Below are 15,772 nucleotides of genomic sequence, written 5' to 3'. Positions count from 1 at the left end.
CGTGATCAGGAGCCGCACCCATGAACCTTCCCTTCAAACGTGTCATCAGTCTGTTTGCCGCGCCGGCGCTGGCGGGTCTGCTGGCGTTCACCGTCCAGGCCGACGAGCTCAAGGAAATCAGGATTGCCGTGCCTGATCTGAGCGCCGGTACCCAGCACAGCGGCGGGGGCATCGTGGACGTGCTGCGCGATCAGCAGATCTTCGAAAAGGCCTTCGCCGATCAAGGCATCAAGATTCAGTGGAGCTTCTTCAAGGGCGCTGGACCGGTGATCAACGAAGCGTTCGCCAACGGCCAAGTGGATCTGGCCTATCTCGGAGATCTGGCGGCGATCATCGGCAAGTCCAACGGACTGGATACGCGCCTGCTCAGCGCCAGCGCCCGGGGTGTGAAGCAATACCTGGGCGTGGTGCCGGGTTCGGGGATCAAGACGCTGCAGGATCTCAAAGGCAAGCGCGTAGCGATCTTCCGCGGCACTGCGACCCAGTTGTCGTTCGATGCCGCGCTGGCCAGCGTGGGTTTGAGCGAGAAGGACGTGAAGGTGATCAACCTCGATTTCAACGCAGCGGTAGCGGCGCTGGCGGCGAAGCAGATCGATGCGTCGTGGGGCAGTTCCGGGCTGACCGCGTTGCAGGCCAAAGGCCTGGCCGAGTTGCCTCTGAATACCAAGGATCTCGGTGGCGCCGGCAGTGTGCAGTCGGTGCTGGTGGGGACTGGCAAGTTTGTCGATGGGCATCCGGAAGCCGTGGCAAAACTGCTCAAGGCGCAGCAGCAGGCGGTGGATTGGTTGACGCAGGACAGCAACAAGGACGCTTATGTGCAGCTTGTGTCGGGGCTGGCGAGCTATCCGCCGGTGATCCTGACCCAGGATCTGAAGGATCAGAACCTGAGCGAAGTGTTCCCGTCGACACTGGACCCGCTGTTCCTTCAGAACCTGCAGGGCAAGGTGGACCTGGCGGCGCAGCAGAAGCTGATTCGCAAACCGTTCAAGGTCAACGAGTGGGTGGCGCCTGAACTGGCGGCTGCAAAGCTATGAGTCATGTGGTCATTCCCGCGCAAGGCGTGGGAATGACCCTCAAACCGCGACGCTGATCGCCTGTTTATCCACCGCCACCAACGTCTCAATCATCGCCCGCGCTGCCGGCGACAGCCGGAATCCCGTGCGGCTCACAATCCCGCACCGCGCATTCATGCTCTCCAGGTTCTGCGGCAGATTGCGCCAGTGCAGCAGCGCCAGCGAGCCCTGGGCAATATCCTCGACGAACGCCTCTTCAGTACCGACGCCGATCGCGTTGGATTGCAGCACCACTTTCACCAGCGCCGGAAAGTGCTCGGTCTCGATGGTCGGCGAAAAGTCGATCCGGCCGCTGAGATTCGCCAGCAGTTTGCGAATGCCCGGCGGGATCAGCGTGGTCGCCAGCGGGTAGTCGAACATGTCGTTGGTCGACAGGCTTTCCTTGGCCAGCAGCGGATGCCCCGGCCGGCAGAAAAACACCCCGCGCTTGGGTGTCAGCGGCTGGGTCTGGAAGTTCGGGTCGGACTCGAAATGGCGAATGTCGGCGATAAAGAATTCGATCTCCTCGCGGCTCAGGGCGCGGCTGAGTTTTTCCCAGTTATCCACCTGAAAACAGGTGCGCACTTTCGGGTGCGCATTGATGAATTGCGCCACCGCGTCCGGCACCAGTTTCACTGCCGGCGCCGGGCCGCAACCGAAGTGCAGTTCGCCGGCGTCGAGCTTGGTCATCTGCGTCACCTCGGCGCTGAGCAATGCCGCGCCTTGCACCAGGGTCAGGGCGTGTTGCAGCACCACCTGGCCTTCGGGTGTAGGGCGCAGATCCTTGTTGCCGCGATCCACCAGCACGCAGCCGAACTCCTGCTCCAGCCCTTGAATGCTGCGGCTGAACGCCGGTTGAGTGATGCCCATGGCGTCGGCCGCGCGGACAAAACTGCGGTGTTCGTTGAGGGCGATGAAGTAGCGCAACTGGCGAAGATCCATATGCTTTTCCGGCATCCTAAAAATAGCTCGAAGGCATTTGCGACGAGGTTGCTTGAGGTTTTAAATGCAAGCTCTTATTCCGTCAACGAAGCATGTGAATATCTATTAGATGTAAATTGAATATAGATAGAGCGTTGTTTCGCTGCCGTCCAACCGCAAGCAGTCGATGAGGGTCTACCCATGAGCAATGCCGCACTCGCTGTAAAACCCGCTGTCCACGCGCTGGACATTCATCCGGTGGCCGGTCGTATCGGCGCCGAAATCCGTGGCGTGCAGCTGTCCGGTGAGCTGGATGCCGCGACGGTTGAAGCCATTCAACAGGCGCTGATTCAGTACAAGGTCGTGTTCTTCCGCGAGCAGACTCAGCTCGACGATCAACGCCAGGAAGCCTTCGCGCATCTGCTCGGTGAACCGGTGGCGCACCCGACCGTGCCGTCCCGCGAGGGCACCCGTTATCTGTTGGAACTGGACGGCGCCGAAGGGCAGCGCGCCAACTCCTGGCACACCGACGTAACCTTCGTCGATGCCTACCCGAAAGCCTCGATCCTGCGCTCGGTGGTGGCCCCGGCGTTCGGTGGCGATACGCTGTGGGCGAATACCGCGACCGCGTACAGCGAACTGCCGACCGAGTTGCGTGAGCTGGCGGACAAATTGGTGGCCGTGCACAGCAACGAATACGACTACGCCGCGGTGAAGCCGGACGTGTCGGCGGAGAAGCTCGAGCGCTATCGCAAGATCTTCACCTCGACCGTCTACGAGACCGAGCACCCGGTGGTGCGCGTGCACCCGATCAGCGGCGAAAAGAGCTTGCTGCTGGGGCATTTCGTCAAGCGCATCAAGGGTTATTCCCAGGCCGATTCGGCGCACCTGTTTGGCTTGCTGCAAAGTCATGTGATCCGCCAGGAGAACGTCGTGCGCTGGCGCTGGAAGGCCGGTGATGTGGCGATCTGGGATAACCGTTCGACGCAGCATTATGCGATTGATGATTACGGCACTCAGGATCGTGTGGTGCGTCGGGTGACGCTCAAAGGCGAAGTACCGGTCGGGGCGAATGGGCAGCGTAGCCAGACCATCAAAGGGCGTGAGTAAGAGCAGAAGATCAAAAGCCCCTCACCCCCGCCCTCTCCCGGAGGGAGAGGGAGCTGACCGAGGTGTCTGGCGCTATACGTCGACCTGAAGGATCAAGTCGATTATGGATTCAGCAAAGCTCATACAGGTCAGCGTAAATCATCAATATCCCGCGATCGGTTCCCTCTCCCTCCGGGAGAGGGTTAGGGTGAGGGGGCTCTTGCTCTTGCCTTCGCTTGATCTCTACCAAACGCCAATCTGAACGAGCTTCTCGGTCTCGGGTTCGCCATAACGAAACCGCTGCCCGCGCAAATCAATCTCCTGATGGCTGATGGTCGTGCGGCGCTTCAACCCGCGCACCCATTCGAACAGATACCCCGCATGCTCCTCGCGCACCGCCGCATACGCCGGGTCCGCGCCCAGATCCTGCAGCTCCTGCGGGTCATTCAACAGATCGAAAAGCTGCGGCCGGAAGCCGTCGTACGCCAGGTATTTCCAGCGTTCGCTGCGCACCATGGTCATGCGGCAACGGTCGATCGGCTGGCCCAGCCGCTCCCGCGCCGGAGCCTGAAAGGCGTAGTCGTATTCGCTGATCGCATAGCGGCGCCAGTCAGGGTTTTCACCGTGCAGCAGCGGAATCAACGAGCGACCTTCCAGGCGATGCTCCGCCCCCGTCACGCCCAGCGCTTCGAGAAAGGTCGGCACGCCGTCGATGGTTTCCGCCAGGCGTTCATCCACCGTGCCCCGTGTGACATCCGCCGCTGCGCGCGGGTCGCGCACGATCAGTGGCACGCCCACCGCCTGCTCCAGCAAAAACTCCTTCTCGCCCAGCCAGTGATCGCCCAGGAAGTCGCCGTGATCGCTGGTGAACACGATCAGCGTGTCCTCCCAGCGGCCGTTGCTTTGCAAGAAATCGAACAGCCGCCCCAACTGATCATCGACCTGTTTGACCAGGCCCATGTACGTCGGGATGACGTTCAGTCGTACCGGATCTTTGGAGAAATTCAGGCTTTCCTCATGCTGGCGAAAGGCCTGATAGACCGGGTGGTCGCTGGGAGAGGCATTACGTACCGGTTTGAGAATCGATTTCGTACTGTACAAGGTGTGGTACGGCATCGGTACGATGTAGGGCCAGTGGGGTTTGATATAGGACAGGTGTAAAAACCACGGTTTTTCACCTTGCTCACCGATGAAGTCGATGGCCCGATTTGTAGTGTAGACAGTCTCCGAATGTTGCTCGGGAATTCGCGCCGGCAAATGGGCATTGCGCATTTTCCAGCCGCTGAGGATTTCGCCGTTGTCCCCTTCGGCCGCGTTGGCCCAGTCATGCCAGGGGTTACGCCCTTCGAAACCCTGCTCGCGCAGGTAGTGGGTGTATGGCGCGGATTCGCGTTTGTCATCGAACAGCGGGTCGTCGGGGAAGATGCCGTCGTGACGAAAGTACGGCTCGAAGCCGACTTCGTTGAGCACTTCGGCCTGGGCGCTTTCAGGGTTGATCGCCAACCGCTGCAAGGCATCCACGTTGGCTGTAGCGTGGGTCTTGCCGACCAGCGCGGTACGAATGCCGTGGGGTCTCAGGTAATCGCCGATGGTCAGTTCTTCAAGCGGCAGCGGCACGGCGTTCCACGCCACTTGATGACTGCTGACATAGCGCCCGGTGTAGGCCGACATCCGCGACGGCCCACAAATCGTGCCTTGGGTGTAGGCACGGCTAAAGCGCACGCCGGCCGCAGCCAGGCGATCGATGTTCGGGGTGTGCAGGTGCGGGTGGCCGTAGCAGGACAGGTAATCGCGGCGCAGTTGATCGCACATGATGTACAGCACATTGCGCACAGGGTTTTGCGGGTTGGACATGGGGTTCACCAGTCAGGAAGACAGGCGAGGTTTTTCGCTTTCGGCGAGGGTGTTCGGCAAGTGCATTCGGGGAATGGGTTTCATGCAGGAAATGCATCGGCGCCTGCACAGGCCTCTTCGCGAGCAAGCCCGCTCCCACAGGAGTACGCGTTTCAAATGTGGGAGCGGGCTTGCTCGCGAAGGCGGAGTGTCAGACGGCAAAATTCTCCAGTGAACACACTTCTTCATCCACCGCATCAATCGCCTTGATCTGCTCGATCATCGCCTCGGCCAACGGTGATAACCGATACCCGGCGCGGCTGACGATTCCATAACGGGTGTAAAGCTCCTCCAGATCATCCGCCAACCCTTCGACCTTCAAACACACCAACTCACCCCGGGCCTGATGCAGCGCATCCGAATAGGCGCCAACGATGCCGATCGCATCCGAACGCAGCACCACGCCGAGCAGGCTGGCGCTGTTCTCGCACTCCACGTTCGGAATGAAATCCGGGCGGCCACTGAGGTCGACGATGACCTTGCGCAGATTCGGCGGGCGAATGCTGACGGCCAGTGGATAACTCATCAATTGCTCGGCCGTGACCCGATCCGATGCGGCCAGCGGATGCCCGGCGCGGCAGCAGAAATGCCATTTGCGTGGTCGCAAGCGGTGGGTCAGATAGTCCGGATCCGCCTCGAAGTGCCGAGTGTCGGCGACGAAGAATTCGAACTCCTCGCTCAGCAGTCTTTTGCTCAGGCTCTGCCAGTCATCGACCTGGTAATGCACCCGCGCTTTCGGGTAGCGGCCGATGAAGCTGCCGATCGCTCGCGGGATCAATCCTGCCGCCGGCGCCGGGCCGCAACCGAAGCGTAACTCTCCTGCCTCCAGCCCGTTGAACTGGCTGATCTCGTTGGCCATCTGCTGCGCACCGCTGACCAGCCGCCGCGCATGTTCAAGCAGCACCTGGCCCTGTTTGGTCGGCGGCAATTCCTTGCGCCCGCGATCCACCAACTGGCAACCGACGCTGTGCTCCAGCGCCTGAATGCTGCGGCTGAACGCCGACTGCGACAGGTTCACCGCCTGCGCGCCGGCGACGAAGCTGCGTTGTTCGGCAAGGGCGATGAAGTGTCTGAGTTGGCGCAAGTCGATATGCATTTTTCACATAAAAAATATCCGGGAAATGCATTGGATATGCATTAGGTCGACTCCTTATAAAGGCAATCTCTTATGCAGTAAATCTTTGTAAAAACATAAATAAATAACTTAAAAGAATATGCGGCACGGAAGATGTCTGCGTGTTTTTTGACCAGGAGCAGTCCCATGAGTCCGTTGAACCTCGCTTCACCGCCGCCGCCACGACGGCTCAAACGTCTGCCTCTGGCCCTGTTGCTGGCGGGGAGTGCCAGCTGGACCCACGGCTACGCTGCGGAAACGGAAACCCCTGTTTCGGCACCGGCAGGCAAGACCGCGACCGCCACTTCGCAACTGGAAACCGTGACCGTCACCACCCGCCGTCGCGAAGAAAGTTCTCAGGACGTGCCGACGCCCATGAGCGTGGTCAGCGGCCAGACTCTGGAGACGCAGCGGGTCTACCGGATTCAGGATCTGCAGCAACTGGTGCCCAGCGTCAACGTCGCCTACATGCATGCACGCCAGTCCAGCGTGTCGATCCGGGGCCTGGGCAACAACCCGGCCAGCGACGGTCTGGAAGGGAGCGTCGGGCTGTACATCGACAACGTTTATCTGGGTCGCCCGGGAATGGCGGTGTTCGACCTGATGGACATCGAACAATTGGAAGTCCTGCGCGGGCCGCAAGGGACGCTGTTCGGCAAAAACACCACCGCCGGGGTGATCAACATCAGCACCCGCGCACCGAGTTTTACCCCGGAGCGCAGCATCGAAACCTCGGTCGGCGAGGACGGTTATTTCCAGACCAAGGGCACGCTTTCCGGGCCGCTCAACGATCAGTTGGCCGGACGCATCTCTGCCTATCGCACCCGCAGCGACGGCGACATCAAGAACGAATTCAACGGCCATGATTTGAATGGCGGTTCCCGCGACGGCTTCCGGGCGCAACTGCTGTTCAAGCCCAACGAGAATTTCAACCTGCGCTGGATCGGTGATTACAACGAAGAGGATTCCAGCGCCGGCACCCGCGTGTTGTACAACACCGGGCCGACCATCAATGGCGTCAATCTCTACTCGGCCCGCGCCGCCGCTGCCGGCGCGACGCTGGTCAACGGCTCGCACCGCAAGGTCAATCTGGACAACGACCAGCACGTCACCGTCCATCAGGGCGGCACATCGGTGGAGGCCAACTGGACCTTGCCGAGCGACTTCACCCTGACCTCGGTCAGCTCCTACCGTTTCTGGAATTTCACCCCGCGCAACGACGATGGCCTCAATGTGCCGGCGACCTACAACGCCGGGGTGTCGGTGGAAGACAAACAGTATTCCCAGGAATTTCGTCTGGCATCGCCCAAGGGCGAGTTCTTCGATTACGTCCTCGGCGCTTATTACTTCGGCTCGGATCTGGACAACAAATCCTTCGCCTATTACGGCCCGCAGGCAGACATCTGGAACGGCACGCCACGGGGCGCGCTGGCCAACGTCAACAGCGTCGGCCGTGGCCATATCAAGACCGACAGCTTCGCGCTGTTCGCCCAAGGCACCTGGCACCTGACCCCACGTCTGGATTTCACCGCCGGAGTGCGTGGCACCTATGAAGAGAAGAACGCCTGGGTCAATCGTGATGCGCCGGTCGGTGGCGCCGCTGTCACGGGTGCCGCCGCCACCGCGCGACGCGGCCGCACCGGCGCCTACGATTCCGGCGACTTGAATCAGTACAGCTCCAGCCCGTCCGGATTGCTCAACCTCAGCTATCGCTTCACCGATGATCTGCTCGGCTACGCCACGTTGTCTCACGGCGAAAAATCCGGTGGGGTCAACCTTGTGGTCGGCTCGGCACCGACCGCCGGCGCCGACTCTTTGCTGATCGGCACCGAGCGTGCCAACAACGCCGAACTCGGCTTCAAGAGCACGCTGTGGGATCGGCGTTTGCAGCTCAACGCCAACGTGTTCTGGACTCAGGTCAACGCTTACCAGACCAACGCCTACGACGACGTCAACCGTGTGCAATACTTGACCAACGCCGGCTCGGTGCGCTCGCGCGGCGTGGAATTCGAAAGCACCCTGATCCCGCTGCGCGGCCTGACGCTGAACTTCAACGGCTCGTACAACGACGTCAGCTATCTCTCCTACAAGGACGCGCCGTGCCCACCTGAAGTCAGCCAGGCACCGGGTGCTCCGGCCTCTTGCGACCTCAGCGGCCATCAGGTGGTCGGCGCCTCGAAATGGATCGGCAATGCCAACGGCAAGTACGAATGGAATCTGGATAACGGTCTGCAACCTTACGTCACCGGCAGTTACGCGTTCCGCTCCAAAGCGGTGGGCACGGTCGAAGATTCCGACTACGGCCAGATCCCGAGTTACGCGGTGGTCAATCTCTCCACCGGCCTGCGCGGCGATTTCAATCAGGGTCAGTGGGACGTCTCGCTGTGGCTGAAAAACGCCTTCGACAAAACCTACTACACGACCCTGTGGACCGGCGGCAACGGCGGCTATGAAGGCTTGCTGGGTACGCCGCGCACTCTCGGCGTCACCGGTCGCTACGACTTCTGATTGATCCTTCAAGGAGCTGCATCATGTTGCGCATCAAAACCGCTTTACCGGTGTTGTTGTCCGGCGCAGTGCTCAGTGCCGGGGCGCTCGCCGCCCCCAGCGTCTACCCCACCGGCGTCACCCGTTACGACCCGGCCAAGGCCTTCAATCAATATGTGATCTTCAGCGGTGCCGACAAGCAGACGCACCTGATCGACATGAACGGCAACGAGGTGAAGAACTGGCCGCAGTCGGGTTTCCCGTCGGCGATCATCGACCCGAAACTGGTCGGGGGCGAGCGCGGCCATGTGTTGCTGCAACTGAGCGAAAAGGATCCGGGCAAGCTCGGCTCCGCCGGTAACGGCCTCGGCAATCAGAGCGTCGGCGAGCTGGACTGGAATGGCAAAGTCGTCTGGCAATGGGGCGACAAGGCCCCCGGTGGCGCTGCGCAACAGCATCACGATCAGCGTCGCCTGAGCAACGGCAACACCGTGGTGCTGGCGAACAAGGTGCACCAGGTCAAAGGCTTCAAAGTGCCCGAGGTGATTGACGATGCGATCTATGAAGTCAGCCCCGCCGGCGAGGTGAAATGGCAGTGGCTGGCGTCGGATCATTTGAATGAATTCGGCTTCACCGCCGAGCAGTTGAAGCTGGTTCGCGCCAGTGAAAATCCGGATTACCTGCACATCAACAACCTCAGCCTGGTCGGGCCGAACAAGTGGTTCGATGCCGGCGACAAGCGCTTCAACCCGGACAACCTGCTGATCGATTCGCGCAACGCCAACTTCATCGCGATCGTCGACAAACACAGCGGCAAGGTGGTCTGGCGTCTGGGGCCGAATCTGCCGCTGGCCAATCCGAAAACCGCGCAGAAAATCCCGCGCCCGGTGGACCAGTTCGTCGGCCAGCATGACGCGCACATCATCCCGGCCGGACTGCCCGGCGCGGGCAATCTGCTGGTGTTCGACAACCAGGGTTCGGCGGGGTACCCGAACGTCACGCTGGGGCTGATTTCCGGTTCGCGGGTGCTGGAGATCGACCCGGTGAAAAATGAAATCGTCTGGCAGTACAGCGCGGCGAATTCGAAGCAGCCGGGGTGGGCGTTCTACAGCTCGTTCATCAGCAGCGCACGGCGCTTGCCCAACGGCAACACGCTGATCGATGAAGGCATGAACGGGCGGTTCTTCCAGGTGACGGCCAGTGGTGAAAATGTCTGGGAATACGTCAGCCCTTATCTGGGCAAGGCACCGGGCAGCGACGCGATCAGCAACTGGGTCTATCGAGCCCTTCCTGTGAGTTATGACTGGGTTCCGGCAGGAACGCCGCGCTCGGAGACGGCAGTGATTGCGCCGGCCATTGGTGTGCAACAAACCAATGCCAGTCGTTAGTTATTAAGAGTCTTCCGAATCGAAATAAGTTATGAGCGACATGAATAGTGCATATAGCAATTTCGTTGAAAAGTCGCGTGGACAATAAATGAATGTCCAACCATCCTGAGTGTCGTGAGTTTCCAGGAGGAAACTTGCTCTCATCGGAAGACACTTATCCAACGATAAAGGAAATCTCGTTATGTCGAGCATTAATGGCACTTATGTAAATGCCAACTCTGGCGCCAAGCTGGTTATCACCGACGGTAATGATTCCAATGGCAGCTTCAGCGGCACCCTCAGCCAGGGTGGCGTGAATTACGACATCCGTTACGGGAACTATCACTTCCAGAACAGTACCGGCAACCCGACCACAATCGCGGTGCTGGCTCAGAACGGAAATAGTGGTTATCAGACCTGGACGCTGTTTTCGCCTGATCACAACTACGCGAAACTCCGGGCTACCGGCTCCCGCGTGAACTTCGATGGTGAAGTTGTGAACTTGGGTGGTGAGTTTCTGAAGCAATAAGAAATTCCGTAAATCGAAGGCCGATGCATTAAACATGCATCGGCCTTTTTGTTTGCCTTTTAAAAAGTCCGTCAACTATCACCTTGGAATTAGTTGTCACTGGATCCCGGGTCATCGATAACCCGATGCCTTGGATGAATACTTTTTATGCCGGGAAAGCATGTCGATTTCGGTGAATCGCTGGAAGCCTTGCGGGCCGTGGCTTTGGCGGAAATGACTGTTTCATATATTCCATAAACGTCTATTCATAACATTAAAGATTACTTTCGGAGATAAGCCGCTGGCCCAATGATTGACCCATCGAGCACGCCGTGGGGGATTCAACAAGCGGCGAATCGGCTAAGCGAAAAAAACGCAAAGAGACCGCAGGGAGTAAATCAATGGGCAATGTCCAGACCGCCGCCAGCGCACAGGAGGTGCTGTGGCGCCAGGCGCCGAGCGGCGAGTTGGTCGATCTCGGCCGGCCCCATCGCGTGCCGTTGGGGCAGCTGCGTTTGCAGCGCGCGCCCAAGGGCATTTTGAGCCGCCGCGAAACGATTCTGCTCGGCGTTCTGGCGCTGGTGGTGCACGGCGCGGTGATCTACTGGATCAACCGGCATCCGACGCCGGCGCTGCCGATCGTGCCGCCGGAAATTCCACCGATGACCATCGAGTTTTCGCGCCCGGCGCCACCGGCACCACCTGTAGTTGTGCCGCCGCCACCGGCGCCTGTGGTCGAGCCTCCGCCGCCGGTGGAAGACGAATTGGCAACCAAGCCGCCACCGAAGCCGAAGCCGATCCCCAAACCGAAACCGGTGGCCAAACCCGTACCGAAACCGGCGCCGAAAGCGGTCGAGCAACCACCGGCGCCGCCACAACCGGCCGCCCCGGTCGCCGCGCCAGCGCCACCTGCACCACCTGCGCCTGCTCCGGTGACGCCAGCCTCGGCCAACGCCGCGTACCTGAAGAACCCGGCGCCGGAATATCCGTCGCTGGCCCAGCGTCGCGGTTGGGAAGGCACGGTGTTGCTGCGGGTGCACGTGTTGGCCAGCGGCAAACCGGGCGAGATCCAGATTCAGAAAAGCAGTGGCCGGCAACAACTCGACGACGCGGCGCTGGACGCCGTGAAGCGCTGGAGCTTCGTGCCGGCCAAGCAGGGTGATGTCGCCCAGGACGGCTGGGTCAGCGTACCCATCGATTTCAAGATTCATTAAACCGAAACCAATTTCGCGCTAAACGTTTACACGAGGGAACACATCATGACGTTACTGGCATCTCCACTGGAATCCATCGAAAGCGCGGTGATCTGGCTGCTGGTGGTCTTCTCTGTCGCTACCTGGGGCCTGGCATTGCTCAAGGCTGTGCAGTTCGGCCGGTTGAAGGCGCAGGACCGCAAATTTCACAAGCGCTTCTGGGCGGCGTCGAGTCTGGACTCCGCCGCCGAGTTGAGCGAAACCCAGCCCGGCGCCGCAGCGCGGGTGGCACAGGCCGGTTATGCGGCGATACAAGTGGGCGAGGCGCCGCAGGCCAATGACCTGAGCCAGGCGATCAATCATCAGGATCGCCTCGAACGTGCCTTGCGCCAGCAGATCGTCCGCGAGCGCCGTTCGCTGGAAACCGGTCTGGCGGTGGTCGCGAGTATTGGCAGCACCTCGCCGTTCATTGGTCTGTTCGGCACGGTGTGGGGAATCATGGAAGCGCTCAAAGGCATCAGCGCGGCAGGCTCGGCGAGCCTGGAAACGGTCGCAGGACCGATCGGTGCAGCGCTGGTCGCCACTGGTGTGGGGATCGCGGTCGCGGTGCCGGCGGTGCTGGTTTACAACTACTTTTTGCGTCGTCTGAAACTGACGGCGGCGGACCTGGACGACTTTGCCCACGACTTCTACAGCCTGGCGCAAAAAAGCTCGTTCCGCGTGCTGATCCACCCGACCGCGCACAAGGCTGCGGCCCAGGGCAACGCAACAAAAGTGAAGGAGGCGTCCTGATATGGCCTTCTCCACGCAAGACAGCGACGAGGTGCTGAGCGAGATCAACGTGACGCCGCTGGTGGACGTGATGCTGGTGCTGCTGGTGGTGTTCATCGTCACCGCGCCGCTTTTGACCAACGCGATACCGATCAACCTGCCGAAGACCGAAGCAGTGGCGCCGGTCGAGCAGAAAGACCCGTTGGTGGTGAGCATCGACGGTGCGGGAAAACTGTTTATCAACAAGGACGAAATCCAGCCGGATCTGCTGGAGTTCAACCTCAAGTCGGCCAAGGCCAAGGACCCGGAAGTGCGCGTGCAATTGCAGGCCGACGACGGGGTGAATTACGGCGAAGTGGCGAGAGCCATGGCTTCGATTGAGCGGGCGGGCATCACCAAGCTGTCGGTGATCACTGCACGATAAGGGTTTCACGTTTTTCCGGGGCCGTCTCCTTGGCAGGGTGCGGCCCCTTTTTTTGTCTGCAACTTAATATTCTTTTCAGGTCTTAATAAATAGCTTCTTATTCCTTAACGAATATAAATCCCGTCCCTATACTCGTTCAGGAACAGACACGACGCAGGAGAGCTCCCCCATGCGCAACGAATCAATCCGTTATCTGATTGTGCCGGGCTGGCAAGGATCGCCAGAAGATCATTGGCAAACCCATTGGCAAAACAGCCTGCCCAACAGCGCGCGGGTGGAGCAGGCCGACTGGCTGACACCGCGTCGTGAAGACTGGGTCGCGGCGCTGGCCGAGGCGATTGCCGCCGACAGCTCGCCGGTGATTCTGATCGCGCACAGCCTGGGCTGCATCACCGTGGCGCACTGGGCGGCCACCGCGCCGCTGCATCATTTGCGTCAAGTGCGCGGGGCATTGCTGGTGGCGCCGGCAGATGTCGAGCGCCCGGCCTGCGTGCCGGCGCTGCGCAATTTCGCGCCGATCCCGACCGATCTGCTGCCCTTCCCGAGCCAGGTCGTCAGCTCCGACAACGACGCCGCCGTCAGTGCGCCGCGTGCGCTGGAGCTGGCGCGCAACTGGGGCGCCGAGGCGGGGATTCTCGCCGGCGCCGGCCATATCAACGTGAAGTCCGGACATCAACGCTGGGAGCAGGGATTCGCTTATCTGTATCGCCTGCAAAACCGCATGGAACACCACGCCCGGCGCCGTGCCTGATCAATTTTATTTTTTCAACGCCCCCGTCTCCCGGCGATTTGGGGCGGGAGTCTGCCATGAGTTTTGAAACCTTTGGCCAGCCGTTGCTGACCTTTCCCGATGCGGAAAAAAGTCCCCTGAGCATCCGCGCCAAGGCGCTGGTGTTCGTCGATCCACGCTCGCGCCAGTTGCGCGAGGAAATGGCCCAACTCGCACCGCGCTCGATCTCGGTGTTGATTCGCGGCGAGACCGGCACCGGCAAGGAATTGCTCGCCCGCCACATTCACCGCGCCAGTGATCGCAGCGGCTTGTTTGTCTCGGTCAATTGCGGGGCGATCAGCCCGACCTACGCCGATGCGGAGTTGTTCGGCTACGCCGCCGGCAGCTACAGCGGATCGGCCAGCAGTCGCGCCGGCTGGTTCGGCTCGGCCAACGGCGGCACCTTGTACCTGGACGAGATCGGCGACCTGCCGCTGCCGATCCAGATCAAATTGCTTTCCGCCCTGGAAAACCACGAAGTCACCCGCGTCGGTGCGCATCAACCAAGCCCGGTGGACGTGCGCCTGGTGGCGGCGACCAGCATCGATCTGGCCCAAGCGGTGGCGGCGGGGAAATTCCACGAGCGGCTTTATCACTACCTCAGCGAGGGGCATCTGGAACTGCCGGCTCTGCGCGCGAGGGTCGGCGACATTCTGTCGTTGGCCGAGTACTTCCTCGGCATCTACAGCCAGCGCCTGGATCTGCCGGTGCCGCTGATCAGCGAAGCGGCGCAACAGGTGCTGGAGCAACACAGCTGGCCGGGCAATACCCGGGAGCTGGAAAACGTCATTCATTTTGCGCTGCTGGTGAGCACTGGCGACGAAATCCTGCCGGAGCACCTGAACCTGCCCGAGGTGTCTGGGCCGCTGGTTCAGATCGAACGTCAGGTAGCGAGCGTGAGCCTCAACGGCACTGCCGACGAACGTAAGGCATTGAAAGAATTGCTGTTGAGCCTGAGCGAGGCGTTGTAACCATTTTGATCAACATGAACAAAATGGAATATGAAGCTGAATAAACGTTATTGTCCGGGAATAAAAAATCCCGGTATTGTCCGCTTCACGCCAGCAGTAGCACATCGCTGGCACACGTATTAATGCCGTCGTCGATGACGACCGATTTTCGATAAGGACACTGCATGAAAAAGGTTCTGTTGTTTACCGCATTGGCGGCTGCTCTGACTGCTTCCCTGGCCCAGGCCGGCGAGAAACTGGTGGTTGCCGCGACGCCGGTGCCGCACGCCGAAATCCTCGAGCTGATCAAGCCGACCCTCGCCAAAGAAGGCGTGGATCTGGAAATCAAGGTCTTCACCGACTACGTACAGCCGAACGTACAGGTGGGCGAGAAGCGTCTGGACGCCAACTACTTCCAGACCAAGCCTTACCTGGACAGCTTCAACGCCGGCAAATACAAAGATGACAAGGCCAAGTACCTGGTGACCGTGCAAGGCGTGCACGTTGAACCGTTCGGTGGCTACTCGAGCAAGTACAAGACCCTGGCTGAACTGCCGGACGGCGCCACCATCGCCATTCCGAACGAAGGCAGCAACAGCGGTCGCGCTCTGATCCTGCTGCAGAAGGCTGGCCTGATCGAACTGAAAGATCCGAAGAACGCCCTGGCCACGCCGAAAGACATCGCCAAGAACCCGCACAACTTCAGGTTCAAGGAACTGGAGTCGGCCCTGCTGCCGCGTGTTCTGAAAGAAGTCGACCTGGACATGATCAACACCAACTACGCGCTGGAAGCCAAGTTGAACCCGACCAAGGATGCTCTGGTGATCGAAGGCGCGGATTCGCCTTACGTGAACTTCCTGGTCGCCCGTGAAGACAACAAGAACAGCGACGCCATCAAGAAACTGGCCGCTGCCCTTACCAGCCCTGAAGTCAAAGCGTTCATCGAGAAGAAGTACAACGGCGCGGTACTGCCGGCGTTCTGATCCGACGCAGCAGCAACCCCCTTCAAGGTTGAAAAAAAACGCCGATGACCAGCGATGGTCATCGGCGTTTTTGTGTGTGCTTCAAAAGCCCCCTCACCCTTACCCTCTCCCGGGGGGAGAGGGGACTGACCGTGGGATGCTTGGGAATTACGCCGACCTGAAAGTGTTGTACCGAATCCATAATCGACGCGAACTTTCAGGTCGATGTATAACGCGAAACACCTCGGTCGGCTCCCTCTCCCTCCGGGCGG

Annotated in this window: 14 protein-coding genes; 11 read left to right on the top strand and 3 right to left on the bottom strand. The window is 60.3% G+C overall.

Going from position 1 to position 15,772, the window contains the following annotated elements:
- The first annotated feature begins 20 nt into the window (after positions 1-20).
- Positions 21-1,034 (top strand): ABC transporter substrate-binding protein, encoded by a 1,014-nt coding sequence (locus L6D74_RS09300; RefSeq protein ID WP_236188826.1) that lies wholly within the window; start codon positions 21-23, stop codon positions 1,032-1,034.
- 39 nt (positions 1,035-1,073) lie between these two features.
- Here the strand turns inward: L6D74_RS09300 and L6D74_RS09295 are convergent, their stop codons facing one another.
- Positions 1,074-1,994, bottom strand: a complete 921-nt coding sequence (locus tag L6D74_RS09295) for a LysR family transcriptional regulator (RefSeq protein ID WP_041475105.1) — start codon at positions 1,992-1,994, stop codon at positions 1,074-1,076.
- A gap of 180 nt (positions 1,995-2,174) precedes the next feature.
- Between L6D74_RS09295 and L6D74_RS09290 the strand changes: the two genes are divergently transcribed.
- Positions 2,175-3,083, top strand: coding sequence for a TauD/TfdA dioxygenase family protein (locus L6D74_RS09290; protein ID WP_236188824.1), 909 nt, complete (start codon positions 2,175-2,177; stop codon positions 3,081-3,083).
- A 222-nt stretch (positions 3,084-3,305) separates the two neighbouring features.
- Here L6D74_RS09290 and L6D74_RS09285 read toward each other — a convergent pair whose 3' ends face one another.
- Positions 3,306-4,916: an alkaline phosphatase family protein gene (locus L6D74_RS09285; protein WP_236188823.1), complete on the bottom strand. Its 1,611-nt coding sequence runs from the start codon at positions 4,914-4,916 to the stop codon at positions 3,306-3,308.
- A gap of 190 nt (positions 4,917-5,106) precedes the next feature.
- Positions 5,107-6,051 (bottom strand): LysR family transcriptional regulator, encoded by a 945-nt coding sequence (locus L6D74_RS09280; RefSeq protein ID WP_236188822.1) that lies wholly within the window; start codon positions 6,049-6,051, stop codon positions 5,107-5,109.
- 165 nt (positions 6,052-6,216) lie between these two features.
- On the opposite strand from L6D74_RS09280, the gene L6D74_RS09275 reads away from it, so the two are divergent.
- From L6D74_RS09275 to L6D74_RS09235, 9 genes are all read left to right on the top strand, one after another.
- Complete coding sequence (locus L6D74_RS09275) at positions 6,217-8,577, top strand: TonB-dependent receptor (protein WP_236188821.1); 2,361 nt, start codon at positions 6,217-6,219, stop codon at positions 8,575-8,577.
- Between the two features lie 23 nt (positions 8,578-8,600).
- A complete protein-coding gene (locus L6D74_RS09270; RefSeq protein ID WP_236188820.1) occupies positions 8,601-9,944 on the top strand; it encodes an aryl-sulfate sulfotransferase in 1,344 nt (447 codons plus the stop codon).
- Between the two features lie 181 nt (positions 9,945-10,125).
- Entirely contained in the window at positions 10,126-10,452 is a 327-nt protein-coding gene (locus L6D74_RS09265) for a hypothetical protein (RefSeq protein WP_039764506.1), read from the top strand.
- 380 nt (positions 10,453-10,832) lie between these two features.
- Positions 10,833-11,645 carry an energy transducer TonB gene (locus L6D74_RS09260; RefSeq protein WP_236188818.1) on the top strand — a complete coding sequence of 271 codons (813 nt, stop codon included), beginning with the start codon at positions 10,833-10,835 and terminating at the stop codon, positions 11,643-11,645.
- A 45-nt stretch (positions 11,646-11,690) separates the two neighbouring features.
- Positions 11,691-12,416 (top strand): MotA/TolQ/ExbB proton channel family protein, encoded by a 726-nt coding sequence (locus L6D74_RS09255; RefSeq protein WP_011331927.1) that lies wholly within the window; start codon positions 11,691-11,693, stop codon positions 12,414-12,416.
- 1 nt (position 12,417) lies between these two features.
- Positions 12,418-12,819 carry an ExbD/TolR family protein gene (locus tag L6D74_RS09250; protein ID WP_003220570.1) on the top strand — a complete coding sequence of 134 codons (402 nt, stop codon included), beginning with the start codon at positions 12,418-12,420 and terminating at the stop codon, positions 12,817-12,819.
- 169 nt (positions 12,820-12,988) lie between these two features.
- Positions 12,989-13,570, top strand: coding sequence for an alpha/beta hydrolase (locus tag L6D74_RS09245; RefSeq protein WP_007952774.1), 582 nt, complete (start codon positions 12,989-12,991; stop codon positions 13,568-13,570).
- A gap of 56 nt (positions 13,571-13,626) precedes the next feature.
- Positions 13,627-14,559: a sigma 54-interacting transcriptional regulator gene (locus tag L6D74_RS09240; protein WP_064592681.1), complete on the top strand. Its 933-nt coding sequence runs from the start codon at positions 13,627-13,629 to the stop codon at positions 14,557-14,559.
- Between the two features lie 164 nt (positions 14,560-14,723).
- A complete protein-coding gene (locus tag L6D74_RS09235; RefSeq protein WP_236188816.1) occupies positions 14,724-15,521 on the top strand; it encodes a MetQ/NlpA family ABC transporter substrate-binding protein in 798 nt (265 codons plus the stop codon).
- Positions 15,522-15,772: the final 251 nt, after the last annotated feature.

Origin of the sequence: Pseudomonas pharyngis, assembly GCF_021602345.1 — a bacterium.
Taxonomy (GTDB): domain Bacteria; phylum Pseudomonadota; class Gammaproteobacteria; order Pseudomonadales; family Pseudomonadaceae; genus Aquipseudomonas; species Aquipseudomonas pharyngis.
This window is presented reverse-complemented; position numbering and strand designations above follow the sequence as displayed.

What these genes read in the sequence shown, in the direction of transcription:
- L6D74_RS09240 (WP_064592681.1), top strand. Translation starts at nt 13,627, where the DNA reads ATGAGTTTTGAAACCTTTGGCCAGCCGTTGCTGACCTTTCCCGATGCG.
- L6D74_RS09270 (WP_236188820.1), top strand. Translation starts at nt 8,601, where the DNA reads ATGTTGCGCATCAAAACCGCTTTACCGGTGTTGTTGTCCGGCGCAGTG.
- L6D74_RS09295 (WP_041475105.1), bottom strand. Translation starts at nt 1,994, where the DNA reads ATGGATCTTCGCCAGTTGCGCTACTTCATCGCCCTCAACGAACACCGC.
- L6D74_RS09290 (WP_236188824.1), top strand. Translation starts at nt 2,175, where the DNA reads ATGAGCAATGCCGCACTCGCTGTAAAACCCGCTGTCCACGCGCTGGAC.
- L6D74_RS09285 (WP_236188823.1), bottom strand. Translation starts at nt 4,916, where the DNA reads ATGTCCAACCCGCAAAACCCTGTGCGCAATGTGCTGTACATCATGTGC.
- L6D74_RS09260 (WP_236188818.1), top strand. Translation starts at nt 10,833, where the DNA reads ATGGGCAATGTCCAGACCGCCGCCAGCGCACAGGAGGTGCTGTGGCGC.
- L6D74_RS09235 (WP_236188816.1), top strand. Translation starts at nt 14,724, where the DNA reads ATGAAAAAGGTTCTGTTGTTTACCGCATTGGCGGCTGCTCTGACTGCT.
- L6D74_RS09245 (WP_007952774.1), top strand. Translation starts at nt 12,989, where the DNA reads ATGCGCAACGAATCAATCCGTTATCTGATTGTGCCGGGCTGGCAAGGA.
- L6D74_RS09275 (WP_236188821.1), top strand. Translation starts at nt 6,217, where the DNA reads ATGAGTCCGTTGAACCTCGCTTCACCGCCGCCGCCACGACGGCTCAAA.
- L6D74_RS09255 (WP_011331927.1), top strand. Translation starts at nt 11,691, where the DNA reads ATGACGTTACTGGCATCTCCACTGGAATCCATCGAAAGCGCGGTGATC.
- L6D74_RS09280 (WP_236188822.1), bottom strand. Translation starts at nt 6,051, where the DNA reads ATGCATATCGACTTGCGCCAACTCAGACACTTCATCGCCCTTGCCGAA.
- L6D74_RS09250 (WP_003220570.1), top strand. Translation starts at nt 12,418, where the DNA reads ATGGCCTTCTCCACGCAAGACAGCGACGAGGTGCTGAGCGAGATCAAC.
- L6D74_RS09265 (WP_039764506.1), top strand. Translation starts at nt 10,126, where the DNA reads ATGTCGAGCATTAATGGCACTTATGTAAATGCCAACTCTGGCGCCAAG.
- L6D74_RS09300 (WP_236188826.1), top strand. Translation starts at nt 21, where the DNA reads ATGAACCTTCCCTTCAAACGTGTCATCAGTCTGTTTGCCGCGCCGGCG.